Source organism: Halalkalicoccus sp. CG83, from assembly GCF_037081715.1.
Taxonomy (GTDB): Archaea; Halobacteriota; Halobacteria; order Halobacteriales; family Halalkalicoccaceae; genus Halalkalicoccus; species Halalkalicoccus ordinarius.
The window spans coordinates 34,909-51,199 of record NZ_JAZDDH010000001.1 but is presented as its reverse complement, the minus strand read 5'-3'; the positions used below and the strand labels follow the sequence as shown (position 1 = coordinate 51,199).

Annotated in this window: 13 protein-coding genes; 7 read left to right on the top strand and 6 right to left on the bottom strand. The window is 68.7% G+C overall.

The annotated features are described in order from the left end of the window. Positions 1 to 106 precede the first annotated feature (106 nt). Complete coding sequence (locus tag V0Z78_RS00240) at positions 107 to 391, top strand: DUF7577 domain-containing protein (RefSeq protein ID WP_336342610.1); 285 nt, start codon at positions 107 to 109, stop codon at positions 389 to 391. Here the strand turns inward: V0Z78_RS00240 and lpdA are convergent. From lpdA to pdhA, 4 genes are read right to left on the bottom strand one after another with little or no spacing between them, the layout of a single operon-like run. Next, positions 388 to 1,812: a dihydrolipoyl dehydrogenase gene (lpdA, locus tag V0Z78_RS00235; RefSeq protein WP_336342609.1), complete on the bottom strand. Its 1,425-nt coding sequence runs from the start codon at positions 1,810 to 1,812 to the stop codon at positions 388 to 390. The genes V0Z78_RS00240 and lpdA overlap by 4 nt on opposite strands. Positions 1,813 to 1,814: 2 nt before the next feature. Further along, complete coding sequence (locus V0Z78_RS00230) at positions 1,815 to 3,380, bottom strand: dihydrolipoamide acetyltransferase family protein (protein ID WP_336342608.1); 1,566 nt, start codon at positions 3,378 to 3,380, stop codon at positions 1,815 to 1,817. Between the two features lie 2 nt (positions 3,381 to 3,382). Continuing rightward, the gene (locus tag V0Z78_RS00225) at positions 3,383 to 4,387 is read right to left on the bottom strand and encodes an alpha-ketoacid dehydrogenase subunit beta (RefSeq protein WP_336342607.1); all 1,005 of its coding nucleotides are present in this window, start codon (positions 4,385 to 4,387) and stop codon (positions 3,383 to 3,385) included. After that, positions 4,387 to 5,499: a pyruvate dehydrogenase (acetyl-transferring) E1 component subunit alpha gene (gene pdhA / locus V0Z78_RS00220; RefSeq protein WP_336342606.1), complete on the bottom strand. Its 1,113-nt coding sequence runs from the start codon at positions 5,497 to 5,499 to the stop codon at positions 4,387 to 4,389. The genes V0Z78_RS00225 and pdhA overlap by 1 nt, the downstream gene beginning before the upstream one ends. Positions 5,500 to 5,771: 272 nt before the next feature. Between pdhA and V0Z78_RS00215 the strand changes: the two genes are divergently transcribed. Both V0Z78_RS00215 and V0Z78_RS00210 read left to right on the top strand, forming a co-directional pair. Further along, complete coding sequence (locus V0Z78_RS00215; protein ID WP_336342605.1) at positions 5,772 to 6,197, top strand: hypothetical protein; 426 nt, start codon at positions 5,772 to 5,774, stop codon at positions 6,195 to 6,197. 219 nt (positions 6,198 to 6,416) lie between these two features. Next, complete coding sequence (locus V0Z78_RS00210; RefSeq protein WP_336342604.1) at positions 6,417 to 8,603, top strand: alkaline phosphatase PhoX; 2,187 nt, start codon at positions 6,417 to 6,419, stop codon at positions 8,601 to 8,603. Between the two features lie 21 nt (positions 8,604 to 8,624). On the opposite strand, the gene lipA is transcribed toward V0Z78_RS00210, so the two are convergent. Further along, positions 8,625 to 9,560 (bottom strand): lipoyl synthase, encoded by a 936-nt coding sequence (lipA, locus tag V0Z78_RS00205; RefSeq protein WP_336342603.1) that lies wholly within the window; start codon positions 9,558 to 9,560, stop codon positions 8,625 to 8,627. A 101-nt stretch (positions 9,561 to 9,661) separates the two neighbouring features. Between lipA and V0Z78_RS00200 the strand changes: the two genes are divergently transcribed. Further along, positions 9,662 to 11,287, top strand: coding sequence for a TrkH family potassium uptake protein (locus tag V0Z78_RS00200; RefSeq protein ID WP_336342602.1), 1,626 nt, complete (start codon positions 9,662 to 9,664; stop codon positions 11,285 to 11,287). A 36-nt stretch (positions 11,288 to 11,323) separates the two neighbouring features. Beyond that, positions 11,324 to 13,660 carry a DEAD/DEAH box helicase gene (locus V0Z78_RS00195; protein ID WP_336342601.1) on the top strand — a complete coding sequence of 779 codons (2,337 nt, stop codon included), beginning with the start codon at positions 11,324 to 11,326 and terminating at the stop codon, positions 13,658 to 13,660. 18 nt (positions 13,661 to 13,678) lie between these two features. Here the strand turns inward: V0Z78_RS00195 and V0Z78_RS00190 are convergent, their stop codons facing one another. Next, the gene (locus tag V0Z78_RS00190) at positions 13,679 to 14,329 is read right to left on the bottom strand and encodes an HAD family hydrolase (protein ID WP_336342600.1); all 651 of its coding nucleotides are present in this window, start codon (positions 14,327 to 14,329) and stop codon (positions 13,679 to 13,681) included. Positions 14,330 to 14,419: 90 nt separating this feature from the next. Here V0Z78_RS00190 and V0Z78_RS00185 point away from each other — a divergent pair, with 90 nt between their 5' ends. Both V0Z78_RS00185 and endA read left to right on the top strand, forming a co-directional pair. Further along, on the top strand, positions 14,420 to 15,148 hold the full coding sequence (locus tag V0Z78_RS00185) for a DUF91 domain-containing protein (RefSeq protein WP_336342599.1): 729 nt from the start codon (positions 14,420 to 14,422) through the stop codon (positions 15,146 to 15,148). A 30-nt stretch (positions 15,149 to 15,178) separates the two neighbouring features. Beyond that, positions 15,179 to 16,216, top strand: coding sequence for a tRNA-intron lyase (endA, locus tag V0Z78_RS00180; protein WP_336342598.1), 1,038 nt, complete (start codon positions 15,179 to 15,181; stop codon positions 16,214 to 16,216). Positions 16,217 to 16,291: the final 75 nt, after the last annotated feature.

Here is a 16,291-nt window from a genome sequence, read left to right as displayed (position 1 = left end):
GTCGGCGGATCGCTTCGGTCCGGGTCCCAATCGAGGGGCGGCTCATGGCTCGTGTCAACTCGGCACAACCGCTAAGTGCGTTCGTCACCGAGTTCCCGATAGGCCCATGCTCGAGACACCGGTTCTCGAGATCGTGATCGCGCTCGTCGGGATCCAACTGGTCGCCCTGCTCTATCTCTACTACCGCGCCGACGGTGAATCCTCGGCCACGGCGACCACGGCGGAACCGACGGACGACCCCGCGAATCCGCCCGACGGAGTCGTCGAGTGTGGCGACTGCGGGGCGAAGAACGACCCGAGCTACCGCTACTGCAGGCGATGTGTCGCCGATCTCGCGGGGGACGGCGTCCCCGGCTCCCGGGATCGATCTCCCCAGGGACGGCTGTTTTAACGGTTCAGCGTGTGGATCGCGTGGCCGAGCGCGTTCTCCGCGGCCTCCTGGACGGCCTCCGAGAGCGTCGGATGGGTGTGGATCGTCGCCGCGACGTCCTCCAGGGTGGCGCCGAGTTCGATCGCGAGTCCCACTTCGGCGACGAGTTCGGAGGCGTCGGGGCCGACGATCTGGCCGCCGAGGACGAACCCGCTCTCCTCGTCGGCGACGATCCGGACGAACCCGTCGGTGTGGCCCGTCGTCAGCGCGCGCCCGCTGGCCTGGAACGGCATCTGTCCCGTCACGGGCGAGAACCCGGCCTCCTCGGCCTCGGCCTCGGTCATTCCCACCGTTCCTATCTCGGGCTCGGTGAACACCGCCGCGGGGACGGCCTGGTAGTCGAGGGCGCTCGGCTCGCCCGCGATCACCTCGGCGGCGACTCGGCCCTCCTTCATTCCCTTGTGTGCGAGCAGCGGCTCGCCGGCGACGTCGCCGACGGCGTAGACGTGACTCACGTCGGTCCGTGCGCGGTCGTCGGTCGCGAGGAAGCCGTCCTCGTCGGGCTCGAGCCCCACGCTCTCGAGGTTCAGCGTGTCGGTGACGGGTTCGCGCCCGACCGCGACGAGCACCTTCTCCGCGTCGAACGTCGACTCCTCGCCGTCGGCGTTCTCGGTCGCGACCTCGATCCCGTCGTTGGTCTCCTCCCAGCCCTGGGCGGCCTCGCCGAGGTGGAGTTCGACGCCGAGCTCCTCGATGTTGTCGACGACGGGCGCCGCGAGGTCGTCGGTGTAGCCCGCGAGCGCCTCGTCGAGCATCTCGACGATCGTCACGTCGGTGCCCGCCTTCGCGTAGACGCCCGCGAGCTCCATACCGATGTAGCCCGCGCCGACGATCACCAGCGAGTCCGGCGCGGAGTCGGGCGAGAGGGCGTGGCGCGAACTCAGCACGTGCTCGCCATCGAACTCGAAGCCGGGGATCTCGATCGGTCGCGAGCCGGTGGCGACGATCGCGTGTTCGAACTCGATCGACTCGCTGCCCTGGCCCTGCCCGTCGTGGGCGACGCGGGCCTTGTGGCTGCCCGCGAACTCCGCGGTCCCCTCGACGAGGTTGACGCCGTTCGCCTTACAGAGCTTCTCGACGCCGCCCGTGAGCCGGTCGACGATGCCTTCCTTCCACTCGACCATCCCGCCCATGTCGATCGCGGGGTCGGCGTGGATCCCCATCTCCTCGGCGTTCGCGGCCTCGTGGGCGACTCCCGTCGCCGTGATCAGCGCCTTCGAGGGGATACAGCCGTGGTTGAGACAGACGCCGCCGAACGCCTCGCGTTCGACCAGCGTCACGTCCAGATCGAGCTGTCCCGCGCGGATGGCGGCGACGTAGCCGCCCGGTCCCGCGCCGATCACCAGTACGTCCGTTCCGGTTGAGATGTCTCCGACGACCATGGTTATTCTAACAGCAGCAGGTTGGGGTTTTCCAGATATTCGATCAACGTGTTCGTGAACTCGGCGGCGACTGCCCCGTCGACGATCCGGTGATCGATCGACAGCGACAACGGCAGCGTGTGGGCTGCTCGCACTTCACCGTCCTCCGCGATCGGTCGCTCGTCGAGCTCCCCGAGCCCCAGGATCGCGACCTCGGGGTGGTTGATGATCGGGGTGGCGAACTCGCCGCCGATCGCCCCGAAGTTCGTGATCGTGAACGTCCCGCCCTGCATCTCCTCCCTGCTGATCGAGCGTTCGCGCGCCTTCTGGGCGAGTTCGTTCACCTCCGAGGCCAGTTGGAGGACTCCCTTCTCGTCGACGTCGCGTACGACGGGCACCATCAGCCCCGCGTCGGTGGCGACGGCGATCCCGACGTCGTAGTAGTTCTTCACGACGACCTCCTCGCTCTCCTCGTCGAGCGAGCTGTTGAGGTAGGGGTGCTGTTTCAGCGCGGCGACGACCGCCTTCATCACGAACGGCATATACGTCAGACGGACGCCGCGCTCCTCGGCGATCGCCTTCAGCTCTCCCCGGGTCTCGACCAGCCGCTCCACCTCCGCCGTGTCGTGGTGGGTGACGTGTGGAGCGGTGTACTTCGACTGGGCCATCTGTCGGCCGATGGTCCGTCGGATCCCGCGGTACGGTTCGCGCTCCTCGCGCTCGCGTGGACCCGTCTCCGTCTCGGCCGTTGCCTCGGCCGCGTCGGTCGGAGCCGCCCGCCGGGCCTCCGTGTACTCGCGGACCGCCTCGGGCGTGACGAACGCCTCGCCGTCGCGGGTCTCGTCGGTCGGGACGGCGTTCAGGTCGACGCCCTGCTCCTCGGCGAGCCGGCGGGTCGCGGGCGCCGCGAGCGTGCGCTCGCGGTCCGCGGCCTCCGGTGGCTGGGAGTCACCTTCCTGGGAGGAGACCGCCGACGAGAGCTCCTCGTCGAGCCCCGACGGACCCTCCTCGGATCCCGCGGACTCCTCGGACTCCGCCCCGTCCCGGTCTCCCTCCGCGGCCGAACGAACGTCGCCCTCCGAGATCCGTCCGCCCGGGCCCGAACCCTCGACGCTCGCGACGTCGACGCCGAGTTCGCGTGCCAGCCGGCGGACGTTCGGCGGCGCGAACACCCGTTTGGAGGCGGTCGGCGCCTCCTCGTCCTCGGTTCCGGCGGCTCTCCTGTCCTCGCCGGCGTCCGCCTTCGTGACGGCGGGCCTCCCCTCGACCTTCGTGGGTTCGCGTTTCCCTTCCCCGCTGCTCGGCTCCGCAGCCTCCGGTCCGGACTCCTCCTCTTCGGCCGGCTCCTCGCCCTCCACGTTGAACGTGATGATCACGTCGCCGACGGGGACCACCTCGCCCTCCTCGGCGAGCAGCTCCTTCACGCTCCCGTCGACCGGCGAGGGGACCTCGACGACGGCCTTGTCCGTCTCGACCTCCGCGACGGGCTGGTCCTCGCTCACCTCGTCGCCCGGCTCGACGAGCCACCTGACGATCTCCCCCTCGGCGACGCCCTCGCCGACGTCGGGGAGCTTGAACTCGCGTACCATGCTCAGAACTCGACGGCCTCCCTGATCCCTTCTTCGATGCGGGCGGGCTCGGGCAGGTAGTAGTCCTCGAGCGCGTACAGCGGGAACGGTACGTCGAAGCCGGTGACGCGCTGGATCGGCGCCTCCTGGTAGAGCAGCGACTCCTCCTGGATGGTGGCGGCGATCTCCGCGCCTAACCCCGCCGTCTTCGGCGCCTCGTGGACCACGGCCGCCCGGCCGGTCTTCTCGAAGGAGTCGACGATCGCCCCCTCGTCGAGCGGCGAGAGCGTTCGGAGGTCGACCACCTCCGCGCTTATCTCGCCGTCGAGGTTCTCGGCGGCCTCGAGGGTGGGACGGGTCATCGCGCCCCAGGTGAACACGGAGACGTCGCTGCCCTCCCGACGGACGGCGGCCTCGCCCAACGGTATCTCGTAGGGCTCGTCGGGCACCTCCTCGCGGAACGCTCGGTAGATCAGTTTGGGCTCGAGGAACACGACGGGGTCGGGATCGCGGATCGAACTCGCGAGCAGGCCCTTCGCCTCGTGGGGCGTGCTCGGGACGACGACCTTCAGTCCCGGCTCGTGGACGTAGAACGCCTCCTTCGACTCGGAGTGGTGCTCGGGCGCGCGGATCCCCCCGCCGTAGGGCGCCCGCAGCGTCATCGGGCAGGTGAACCGCCCGCGAGAGCGCGTTCGAATGCGTGCGGCGTGACTGACGATCTGGTCGAACGCGGGGTACATGAAGCCCGAGAACTGGATCTCGGGCACCGGCCGAAGGCCGTAGGCGGCCATCCCGATCGCCGTGCCGACGATGCCCGACTCCGCGAGCGGCGTGTCGATCACGCGCTCGTCGCCGAACTCGTCGTACAACCCCTCGGTCGCGCGGAAGACGCCGCCGTTCTTGCCGACGTCCTCTCCCATGACGATCACGTCGTCGTCGCGCGCCATCTCGTCTCGCAGTCCGTCCCGTACCGCCTGTACCAGCGTGAGGTTCTGCGTGCTCGTGGTCTCGGTCTCTGTTTCGCTCATCAGTGTCCTCCCAGTAGTGAATCGTCGCCGTGTTGCTCGCGGATCGATTCGAACCACTCCAACTGCCGTTCCAGCCGGTTGGGCATCTCCGCGTAGACGCTCGCGAACATCTCTGCGGGCTCGGGGCGCTCGACCGACTCGGCCGCGTCGATCGCCGCCGCGACCTCCTCCTCGACCCCGCTCTCGATCGCCTCGACCCGTTCCTCGTCGAGGTAGCCCCGATCGAGCAGGAACGACTCCAGGCGCGGAATGGGGTCCTTTCGCTTCCACTCCTCGACCTCCTCCTCCTGGCGGTAGATCGAAGGGTCGTCCGCCGTCGTGTGTGCGCCGAAGCGGTACTGGACGGCCTCGATCAGCGTCGGCCGCCGCTCGTCGTCACCGGGATCCTTCGCCTTCTCGAGGGCCTCGCGGGTGACCTTGTACACCGCCAACGGGTCCATGCCGTCGACCTGAACGCCCTCGAAGCCGTAGGCGACGGCCTTCTGAGCGAGCGTCTCGCTCGCGGTCTGGCGCTCTCTGGGCACGGAGATCGCCCACTGGTTGTTGTTGCAGAAGAAGACGTTGGGGGTGTCGAAGACGCCCGCGAAGTTGAGCGCCTCGTGGAAGTCGCCCTCGCTCGTCGCCCCGTCCCCGAAGTAACAGACGAACGCCCTCTCCTCGTCCTTCAGCCGCGAGGCCCAGGCCGCCCCGACGGCGTGGGGGAGTTGTGTGGCGATCGGGACGGCGACGGTGAAGACGTTCTTCCCCTCGGGGATCGCGTTGCCCGCCTCGTGGCCCATCCAGTAGAGCAGCGTCCGTTTCAACGATACCCCGCGTAGCATCGCCACGCCGTGCTCGCGGTAGCTGGGGAAGACCCAGTCGTCGTCCTCGAGGGCATAGGCGCTCGCGATCTGGGCGCCCTCCTGGCCCGACAGCGGCGGGTAGGTCCCCATCCGCCCCTGGCGCTGGAGGCTCACCGCGCGCTGGTCGAACCGACGGGCGAGGCGCATCCCCCGATAGATCTCGACCATCGACTCCTCGTCGAGGTCGGGGAGGGCCTCCTCGTCGACCACCGATCCGTCCTCGTCGAGACAGCGGACGCGCGTTCGAGGATCGCGCTGTAACGTACTCACGACTGGAGACACCTCGGCATACCCGAACGGTCTTTCGCTCGGGTTATAGGATTTTCGTAAAAAGGTTTACTATAGGGGGAGATATTGCCGACCGGCCGACCGATCGGCGGGCGACCCCGGCGGGTCCCTACCGAGGCCGCGACACCCGTTTCCCGTCGCTCGGGAGCACGTACCGAAACCGACGATGGGTTTATGGGGTGATCGAGCGAGGATCTACCCACCTGAGCTGGTTTCGCTCGCGAACCCACGCGGCTGCCAGCCGAGAAAGAGCCATGTCACGATCCGAAAACCCCACCGGCGTCGAGGACGAGAAGTCGGTCTACAGGGAGTACGTACTGGACGTCAGAATCGTCGAGGAACGCCGGCCGGACGGCGACCCTCGGTATCGGTTCGAGGCGCCCCAGCACGAGGGGATCAGGTTCGACGATCCCGAGCGTGCGGAGCTGTACGCCGACGTCTACTTCGACGTCAACGGGTTCCAGGAGGCGGGAACGGGCGACCGGGGCGTCCCCCCCGAGATCATCCAGGCCGGACAGGACACGCTCGCCGCGTACTTCCTCACCCAGCCCGGGATCGACGAGAACTGGGTGGCGTCGTTCTACGGGATAAAGAACACCAAGGTCGATCGATACGCCTCCTGGGTCCACCAGCGCGCCGAGGAGATCCGCGAGGGGGTCGAGGAACGCGACGTGGAGTAGCCTCCCTCCACGGCGCGTTGTTCCGTACTCTCACCGCGAACCCCGTCGAGCGAGACCCTTCTCGATCCGTCGGTCGGTCGCCGACGTCCCTCGTTCGACGCCCGCTCCTCGAGCCGTCCGGAGCCGCTATACACTGCTCATTACCGGTACTATCGGATATGATTCCTCTCTAGAACTATTATAAAATTTCTTCTACCAGGCCGCTAGCTAGTCGCTCGCATGGTCGAGTTCACCCGACGAAAGCTGATGGCGACGTCCGTGGCGGCGGGGCTCGGTGCGAGTGTTCCAGCCACGGCGGCCGCCCAGGAGGACGACGAGGAGGACGAGGACACGCCACACGCCCCCTACGTCCAGGGGGAGATCGAGCGGTTCGCGACGACCGCGTTCGGCGCGGAGGTCACCGGGCCGTTCGTCACGCAGGGCGGGACGCTGATCTTCAGCCTCCAGCACCCGAGTCGACAGAACCCTGCCCCCTTCGACAGGGGCGGGGTGGGGTACGTGAAGGGCTTCGAGTTCGATACGGGCGGCGACGGCGGCGACGAGTTCGACGAACTCGGTATTCCGACGACGAAGGACGAGCAGGGCCGGGTCCGGGCCGCGGGCGGCGAGTACGAACTGCTCGCCCAGGAGGACGACAACGTCGGGGACGGCGAGGACCTCGGCATTCCCGTCACGCCCGGCGGGCTGCGGATCGACGAGTTCGCCGGCTCGCGGTATACGAACATGGGCCACGACCCCGACATGAACCACCTCGTCGAAACGAACGACGAGGGCACCGAGGGGGTCCTGTTCACCAACTGGGAGCAGAGCCCCGGCAACGTCAGCCGGATGCCGATCCGTCGCGAGGACGACGGAAGCTGGAGCGCCGACCTGGAGAACACGAGCAACCTCGCGAACACCGAGGAGCTCCGCGAGCTCGGGGGCACCCGGATCAACTGCTACGGCGACCTCAGCCCGTGGAACACGCCGTTGTCGGCCGAGGAGGAGTACGCCCATACGCGCGTTTCGCTGACCTCGACGGTGAGCGACATCGTCGAGGAGGGCACCGGCGTCGGCCGCCGTGGTGCGGCCTCGTTCTGGAACCGGCCCAACGCGGGCGAGACCCAGGAGGCGATCGACGAGCTCTACGGCGACGACTCCTGGACGCTCCAAGGCAACTGGGCGCTCAGCGGGCTCGAGCTCCACGCGTACTACCTCGGCGCCGAACCGGTCGATCAGGACGGCGACGAGAACACCCTTACGCCGATCGACGACGTCTATCCCAACCCCTACCGGACCGGCTACATCGTCGATTTCCGTGAGCCCGAATCCGACGAGCCCACCCCGATCAAGTACTGGGTGTGCGGCCGGGCCGCCTGGGAGTGTCCGGACGTCCAGAGCGACGAACGGACGGTCTATCTCAGCTCCGACGGCGAGAACAAGGGCTTCTACAAGTTCGTCGCCGACGAACCGATCCCGAGCTACGAGGACCCCGACGACGTCGAGGGTACCCTCCACGCGGCGACGGTCACCAATCAGGACGCCGCCGCACGGAAGCCGCCGGCGGAGGTCGACCTCGAACTCGAGTGGATCGAACTGGGCCACGCCTCCAACCACGAGGTGGAGTCCTGGATCGCCGAGTACGACGACGTCACGCAGGTCGACTACCTCGAACACGCCGAGACTGACTGGGAGGAGGACCTCGAGACGGCGCTCGAGGAGGCCGATCGCGAGGTCGCCGAGAACGGCAACCGGGACTACGTCACCGACGAGGAGATCGTCGAGTGGGCCGACCAGTGGGAGGAACACGGACCCGACGGCGTCGACGAGCACCTCCGTCGAGTGCCGTTCATCGAGACCCGTGCCGCCGCGAAGGAGACCGGCGCGACCGTCGAGTTCCGGAAGAGCGAGGGTATCGACAGCGCCACCGACGCGGGGCCCGGCGACTACGTCTACGTCGGCATCTCCGAGGTCAACGACGGCATGAGCGACGACGAGGGCGAGATCCAGGTCGACCGCGTCGACGGCGGGCTGGTCTACCGGGCGGAGATCGAGGAGGACTGCGACATCTCGACGCTCGAGCCGGTCATCGTCGGCCCCGACGGCTCGGACCCCGCGGAGGTCGCGGACGAGGCGCTGCTCAACGTCGACAACGTCTACGTGATGGACGACGGTCGGGTGCTCTGTTGTGAGGACGCCGCCCAGTACGGTCGTTCGTACCCCAACGACTGCATGTACGTCTACACGCCCGACGAGGACGACTCGGTTCCGGGCGACGACGAACGGAGCGAGAACGGAGATGCGAGAGCGGGAGAACCCGTCGAGGAGGACGAGCGGGAGACGGACGCCGAGGAGGACGAGAAGGACGCCGAGGAGGACGAACCGGGAACCGAAGACGACGCCGACGCCGAGTACGACGGAGAGTAGGTCCCTCGCTTTCCCCTTCGCTCAGTCGTTCGCACGCGCCGTACGGCGCGCGGCCTCGACGTTCTTTCCCTCTCGCAGGACGCTCTCGACGAACAGCTCGCCGGCCTTGTACGACGAACGGACCATCGGCCCCGAGGCGCAGTAGAGGAAGTCGAGTTCCTCCTCGGCGACCCGCCGCCAGGTGTCGAACTCGTGGGGGTGGACGTAGCGAGAGACGTCGAGATGCGAGCGCGAGGGCTGGAGGTACTGCCCGAGGGTCACGACGTCGACGTCGATCTCGCGCAGGTCCGAGAGCGCCTGGTAGATCTCGTGGGCGTGCTCGCCGACGCCGAGCATCAGGCTCGTCTTGGTGTAGATCTCCGACTCGCGGCTCACCTGCCGGAGCACGGAGAGGCTCTGGTCGTAGCCCGCGCGCTTGTCGCGGACTGGCCACTGGAGGCGTTCGACCGTCTCGACGTTGTGGGCGATGACGTCGGGCTCGGCGTCGATGATCTCTCTCACTAGCTCGGGTTCGCCTCGGAAGTCGGGAATCAGCACCTCGACGAGGATGCCCGGGTGGCGCTCCTTGATCTCGCGGATCGTCTCGGCGAAGTGGCCCGCGCCCTGGTCGGGCAGGTCGTCGCGATCCACGCTCGTGAGCACGACGTAGTCGAGGCCGATCTCGGCGATCGCGCTCGCGACGTTCGCGGGCTCGTCGGGATCGAGCGGCTCCATTCCGCCCGTCTCGACGTCACAGAAGTTACAGCCCCGCGAGCAGCGATCGCCCATCAGCATGAACGTCGCGGTACCCCCTTCGCCGGAGGCGCCGCCGCTCCAGCACTCGCCCAGGTTCGGACAGTTCGCCTCCTCACAGACGGTGTGGAGGTCGTGATCGCGCAGGGTGCGTCTGATCCCGGCGAACTCCTGGCCCGACGGCGGTCGGGTCTTCAGCCAGTCGGGCTTGCGCGAGAGGCTCATTGGACGTACTGGGGACCGATCGGGCAAAAGCCTACGGGAACCGCTCGTCCCCGTCGAACGCAAGGCGAAGCTTCTGCAGGAGGGCGACTCGAGACCCCCCAATGTGGGACGACGCGAGGACGATCGGGGGTGACCTCGGTACCCTGTTCGTGCTCCTCGGCGGACTGATGGCGGGATCGACGCTGGTGGCGGCGGTCTGGCGCGAGTGGTACGCGATCCCCGGTTTCCTCCTCTCGGCCGCACTCACCGCCGGGCTCGGCGCCGTCCTGAACCGCTGGGGGACCGACTCCCCGGACACCGATCCCGCCCACGGGCTCGTCACCGCCGCGCTCGCGTGGCTGTTCAGCGGCGTGCTCTGTGGCCTGCCGATTCTCTTCGTCGCCTGGACGGTCGCGCTCGACCCCTCCCGGTTCGCGACCCCCGAACTCGACCGGACGCTCGTCGTCTTCCTCTCGCCGACGAACGCGGCGTTCGAGGGGATGAGCGGCGTCACCGGAACCGGACTGACGATGGCACTCGACGAGTCGGTGCTCCCGGCGACGATCCAGTGGTGGCGTTCGCTGGTCCAGTGGATCGGCGGCGTCGGCGTCGTCGTGCTCGCGGCGGCTGTCGTGCTCACCGGCGAGAGCGGCGCGTTCAGGGAGCTCTACGAGGAGAAGGCCGCCGTCGAGACGATCGGCGAGAGCACCGAGGAGACGCTGCGGGCGATCTGGTGGGTGTTCGTCGCGCTCACCGCCGGCTCCGTGCTCGCGCTGTGGGCCGCGGGCATGCCGGCCTGGCAGGCGATCAACCACGGGATGACCGGCATCTCCACCGGCGGGTTCACGGTCACCCCCGACGGGATCGCGAGCTACGACGACCCGGTCATCGAGGCCGTCCTGCTGCCGGTCATGGCGCTCGGAGCGATCTCCTTCGCCGTCCACTACTACGCCCTGCGGGGTGACGTCCACGCGCTCTACGCCGACCGACAGACGCGCTGGCTGCTCGGGATCCTCGGCGCCGGCGTCCTCCTCGTCGGGCTGTTCCTCTTCGCCGGGCCGTTCGTGAGTCCCGGCGACGCCGTCCGGTTCGGCGCGTTCCAGTTCGTGTCGGCGCTCACCTGCACGGGCTTCCAGACCGACACCGCCCTGGGAACGGTCTGGTCGCTCGAGGCACAGCTGTTGCTCGTCGGCGCGATGACCGTCGGCGGCGCGTCGGGCTCGACCGCGGGCGGGATCAAGGTCATCCGCTTCATGTCGCTGACCAAGGGCTCGTACTACCGGATGACCGAGGCGTTCTTCCCCGATGTCCAGCGTACCCCCCAGATCGCCGAGGCGGAGGGCGAGGCCACCGTCGATCACTCCTCCTCGGAGTTCGATCAGGCCGCCGCGGTCGGCCTGCTCTGGATCTTTCTGCTTCTCTTCGGCGTGATCTGCCTGCTGCTCGTGCTCGACCTGCCGCTCGAGGTCGTCCTCTTCGAGGTGGCGAGCGCCCAGGGCAACGTCGGCCTCTCGGCGGGGCCCACCGGTCCGACGATGCCCGACGCGGCGAAGGGGATCCTGATGACGAACATGTGGATCGGCCGCCTCGAGATCATCCCGGTCGCCGCGCTGGCGCGGGCGCTGCTCAAGGGGTTCGGCGCCGACCTCGACGAGGTCGACGTCGACGAGGACGACGTCGGCGAGGCCGAAGGAGGGGAGGACGAGGACGGCACAGAGGACGCCGACGCGGGCGACGGTGGCGACTAGAAACGCCTTTCCTCTCCGGGGCCCCCTACCCGACAGATGCAGGTCGCCGAAGCGCTGCCCGAGTTCGCGGAGGCGTTTCCCTTCGAGGAGTTCAACGCGATGCAGCGCGAGGCGCTCCCGGCGCTGCTCGACGAGGAGGTCAACGTCGTCGCGAGCGCGCCCACCGCCTCCGGCAAGACGGCGCTCGCGGAGCTCGCCATCTGTCGGACCCTCCGGGAAGGGGGCACCGCGCTGTTCATCGCGCCCATGCGTGCGCTCACGAACGAGAAGGAGGGCGAGTGGGAGCGCTTCGAGTCGCTGGGCTACTCGGTCTACGTCGTCACCGGCGAGCGCGATCTGAACCCCCGTCGGGCTCGCCGCGCGGACATCCTCGTGATGACCCCCGAGAAGGCCGACTCGGCGACGAGAAAACACGACGGTCGCCGTTACGACTTCATTACCGGCGTGGACTGCTGCGTGATCGACGAGGTCCACCTCCTCGATTCCGAGAAGCGCGGATCGGTGCTTGAGGCGACGGTCTCCCGGCTGCGGCGGCTCTGTGACGTCCGGATCGTCGCGCTCTCGGCGACGATGCCCAACGTCGAGGACGTCGCCGACTGGCTCGACGCGCCGCCCGAGGCGACGTTCTCCTTCGGCGACGACTACCGACCGGTGGAACTCCACGCCGACGTGAAGACCTACTCCCACGGCGAGAACTCCTTTGCCGATAAGTACCGTCGGCTGTATCGTGCGCTCGATCTCGCCGAACCCCACGTCCGCGAGGACGGCCAGGCGCTGGTGTTCGTCTCCTCGCGCCAGGACACCGTCCAGGCGGCGAAGAAGTCGCGCGACGAGCTCGCACAGCGCGACGTGCCCGTCGGCGCGCGCGGCGACTACGACTTCCACACCGAGACCCAACAGTTGGAGAACGACACGCTCCGCCAGTCGGCGCTCGACGGCGTCGGCTTCCACCACGCGGGACTCTCGAAGAACGACCGCGACCTGATCGAGGGCTGGTTCAAGGAGGGGAAGATCCAGCTGCTGTTCTCGACCTCGACGCTCGCGTGGGGGGTGAACCTTCCCGCACGATGCGTGGTGATCCGCGACACCAAGCTCCACGACCCCCTCGAGGGCGAGGTCGACATGAGCCCGCTGGACGTCCTCCAGATGCTCGGGCGCGCGGGCCGGCCGGGCTACGACGACGTGGGCTACGGCTGGGTGATCTGCGACCGCTCGGAGGCGGATAAGTACCGCCGGTTGCTGCGGGAGGGAAAGGAGATCGAGTCCCGGCTCGCCGAGGACCTCGACGCCCATCTCAACGCCGAGATCGCGCTCGGGACCATCCGGGACCTCGAGGACGTGATGACGTGGATCGAGACCACCTTCTACTACGTGCGCGCCCGGAGCAAACCCGAGAAGTACGGTTTCGACACGCTACGCGAGCGCGTGCGCGCGACGCTCGATTCGTTGGTCGATCGCGGATTCGTCTCGCTCGGAGAGGAGCTCTCGATCGAGGCCACCCCGTTGGGGGTGCTCGCCTCGCAGTACTACCTCCGGCTCTCGACCGCCGAGCGCTTTCACGCGCTCGCGGACGGCGAGACGATCGGGACTGATCCGATCCTGCGGACGGTCGCGCAGGCGACGGAGTTCGACAGCGTCAGCGCACGCAAGGCCGAGCGCGATGCGATACGCGCGGCGCTCGGGGGCTCCGACTCGGACCTCGACGCGGGCGAGCGGAAGGTGCTCGCCGTCCTCCGGGGGGCGATGAACGGCACCACTCCCTCGGAGCTCTCGGGCGACGCCTGGGTGATCCGGCAGAACGCCCTCAGGCTGCTCGCTGCGCTCCACGCCTTCTGCGAACGATTCGCCGGACCCGCCGACGCGACCCTCGTTCGCCGGCTGGAGGCCCGCATCGAGTACGGCGTGAGCGACGACGCGGTCGGGCTGACCGCGATCGACGGCGTCGGACCGGGTCGGGCGAGCAAGCTCGCCGCCGAGGGGATCACCGCTCCGGGAGAGGTCCGGGCGGCCGGCGTCGAGGGGCTCGTCGAGGCGGGGCTCACGGAGAGCGTCGCCGAGAGAATCCACGCGAACGCGGGCGGGCTGCCCGCCGTGTCGATCGACTGGGGGGCGTTTCCCGAGGAGATCGCCCGCGGCGAGAACGAGCTCCGTGAAGTGGGCGTCGCCTCGACCGAGGGCGGGGGGCGCGCGGCGATCCGCGTCGTCGTCAATGGAGACGTCGAGATGACCGCGACCACCGCCTATCTCGGTTCGACGACCGTTCCAGTGGGGGTTTTCGGTGCCGACGACGACCTCACCTATACGGTCGAGGTGGCCTTTCCCGACCTGCCGATCGCGCCCGTCTCCGAGAGTCGATCGGTCCGCGTCGTGTAAGCGACGGCCGAACGTCGACTACTCGGTCCGCGCCAGTATCGCCTCGCGCAACTCGTCCGGATCGTCAGCGACGGCGTCCGCCGGCGAGAGGTCGATGTCGCCGTGGGCGTCGATCCGGTAGGCGACGACGGTCGTCCCCGCCCGGGCGGCCGCCTCGACGCCGTTCTCCGAGTCCTCGACCGCGACGCACCGATCCGCCGAGACGCCCAGCTCGCCGGCCGCGTGCTCGAAGATGGCGGGCTCTGGCTTCCCGGGCCCGTCGATGTCCTCGGCGCTCACCACCGCGTCGAACTCCCCTTCGAGGTCGAAGCGCTCGAGCACGATGTCGATCCAGTCGTGGGGCGAGGAGGAGACGAGCGCGGTCCGGACGTCCCGCTCGTGGAGCTCCTCGAGCAGCTCGTGAAGGCCCTCGAGCAGAGAGACGCGCTCGCCGTAGAGCTCCTCGGCGGTGTCCTCAAAGATCCCGACGAACTCCTCGCGCGTGAGCGCGGTCCCGTACTCCTCATCGAGGTAGTCGTAGATCTCGCGGTAGTTCATCCCGGTGACCTCCTCGACCTCGACGTCCTCGCCGGGGACGGTCTGCGGGAGGATCTCCTCGCGTTGGAGTTCGGTCCAGTAGTCCTCCGAGTCGACCATCACGCCGTCCATATCGAACAGCACGCAGTCCATACCGGTCGGTCGAGCGCGTCCGGTAAACTCCCCCCGCTTTCGACTGCAACGGACGGAGGTTTATCGCCGATGGCGGAGCCAACCCGGGCCATGACGGAACCCGATGCCATCCACGTTCTCGCCGGCGACTGTCGCGTCCAGGCCGACGAGGTGGCCCACCGCGGCGAGGTGGTCGTCCTGATCAAACCCGACAACACCGTGCTCGTCCACGACGTCGACGGCTACCAGCCCGTCGCGTGGCTCACCCGCGCCGACACCGTCTCCCACGCCAGCAACGGGGGCTTCTCCGTCACCGCGACCGCCGGCGACCGAACCCTGCGGGTCGAGTCGAAGAGTGCCTACGGCTTCGGGCGCTATCCCGGTTCGAGGGCGGGGATTCCGGTGGGGGACTGTCCCGATTGTTCGCGCGTGCTCGTCCGGGCCGGCGGTCGCGTCTCGTGTCCCGGCTGCACGGCGGAGTACGGTCTGCCCGACGGCGCGAGCGTGCTCGAGGAGAGCTGTGAGTGCGGTCTGCCGCGAATGGCCGTCTCCCGGGGCGAGACGTTCGAGCTCTGTCTCGATCGTGCCTGTGAGTCGCTCGACGACGCCGTCCGCGATCGCTTCGACGGCGCGTGGGACTGTCCGGACTGCGGCGGCGTCCTCCGGATCATCCGTCGCGGCGGGCTGCTCGCCGGCTGCGAGAGCTACCCCGACTGTGAGATCGGTTACGTGGTTCCGGACGGCGTCGTCGACGGCGACTGTCCCTGCGGACTGCCGATCTTCGAGACGCCGCGAGGGCGGCGTTGTCTCGACGCGACCTGCAGCGCGGTCGACCGGTGAGCCTTTGGCCCGCGGGCCGAACCCCCGGACATGGATGGACCACGGGGTAGACTCGTCGACGGCGACGTCCGCGTCGGCGGCGACGCCCGCCAGCGCTACTACGACTCGCGGGGCTACGGCCGGCCGCTCGAGGGGAACGACCTCCTCCTCTCGCCGGTCGAGGCCGCCCACCTGCTCCATCGGGGGGATCTCGGTGCCGTCGAGGTCGACGGCACGGAACGGGAGTTCGCGGCGTTCGTCACCGGGATCGAGGACCCGGGCTTCGCCGTCCGTTTCCTCGTCTATGCCGACCTCCGCGAACGGGGGTTCTATCTCTCGCCCGCGCGCGAGGACTGGGTCGACGACCCGCCCGCGGCCGCCGACTTCGCGGTCTACGAACGTGGCTCGGGTCCCTGGGACGACGAGCCGTACTCGACGGTTCGCGTCGTCGGCGAGCGCGCCGACGTTCGCGCGGCTGCGCTCGAGACCGGGGTTCTGGCCGTCGTCGACGAGGAGAGCGAGGTGACCTACTTCGAGGTCGAGCGTCCGGGGATCGAGGGCGACTCGGCGACGCTCGGGGACGGGACGATCGAGGGGGAGCTGATCGCCGACCGGGTGATCGTCTGGGACGCCCCCGAGCGCCTGTTCGGCGAGTGTTTCTACGGCCAGCCGCTCGCGGGCAGACGGAGCGACCGGGGCATCGTTCAGCTCTCGCTGGTCGAGGCGGCCTACCTCGCGCGCCGCGGCACCCTCGACGTCGACGGGGCGGTGCTCGATCGAGGCCGGACGGTCGAGGGCGCGCGCTTTGACCGTCGGCTCGCCGTCTACGCCGACCTTCGCGAGCGCGGGACCGTCCCCAAGACCGGCTTCAAGTTCGGCGCCGACTTCCGCGTCTACGGCGACGTCGAGTCGGTCGACGAGCTGGGCCATTCCGAACGCCTCGTTCGCGTGCTCCCGTCTGATCACGTCTTCTCACCGCGGGATCTCGCGCTCGACGTTCGCCTCGCCCACGGCGTCCGAAAGGAGATGACGTTCGCGCTCGCCGGCGACGCGATCGAGTGGTTCACGGTCGGACGGATCACGCCGTAGCCCGGCTACGCACCTCCGCCGTCCGATGGACGGTGGGGTAAGCGAACCCTTTTTGCGCCGTCCCGGCCGACCGTG

Coding starts and splice junctions, on each gene's coding strand:
- V0Z78_RS00190 (WP_336342600.1), bottom strand. CDS start 14,329: ATGGACTGCGTGCTGTTCGATATGGACGGCGTGATGGTCGACTCGGAG.
- endA (WP_336342598.1), top strand. CDS start 15,179: ATGGATGGACCACGGGGTAGACTCGTCGACGGCGACGTCCGCGTCGGC.
- V0Z78_RS00185 (WP_336342599.1), top strand. CDS start 14,420: ATGACGGAACCCGATGCCATCCACGTTCTCGCCGGCGACTGTCGCGTC.
- V0Z78_RS00240 (WP_336342610.1), top strand. CDS start 107: ATGCTCGAGACACCGGTTCTCGAGATCGTGATCGCGCTCGTCGGGATC.
- V0Z78_RS00215 (WP_336342605.1), top strand. CDS start 5,772: ATGTCACGATCCGAAAACCCCACCGGCGTCGAGGACGAGAAGTCGGTC.
- V0Z78_RS00230 (WP_336342608.1), bottom strand. CDS start 3,380: ATGGTACGCGAGTTCAAGCTCCCCGACGTCGGCGAGGGCGTCGCCGAG.
- V0Z78_RS00195 (WP_336342601.1), top strand. CDS start 11,324: ATGCAGGTCGCCGAAGCGCTGCCCGAGTTCGCGGAGGCGTTTCCCTTC.
- V0Z78_RS00225 (WP_336342607.1), bottom strand. CDS start 4,387: ATGAGCGAAACAGAGACCGAGACCACGAGCACGCAGAACCTCACGCTG.
- lpdA (WP_336342609.1), bottom strand. CDS start 1,812: ATGGTCGTCGGAGACATCTCAACCGGAACGGACGTACTGGTGATCGGC.
- V0Z78_RS00200 (WP_336342602.1), top strand. CDS start 9,662: ATGTGGGACGACGCGAGGACGATCGGGGGTGACCTCGGTACCCTGTTC.
- V0Z78_RS00210 (WP_336342604.1), top strand. CDS start 6,417: ATGGTCGAGTTCACCCGACGAAAGCTGATGGCGACGTCCGTGGCGGCG.
- lipA (WP_336342603.1), bottom strand. CDS start 9,560: ATGAGCCTCTCGCGCAAGCCCGACTGGCTGAAGACCCGACCGCCGTCG.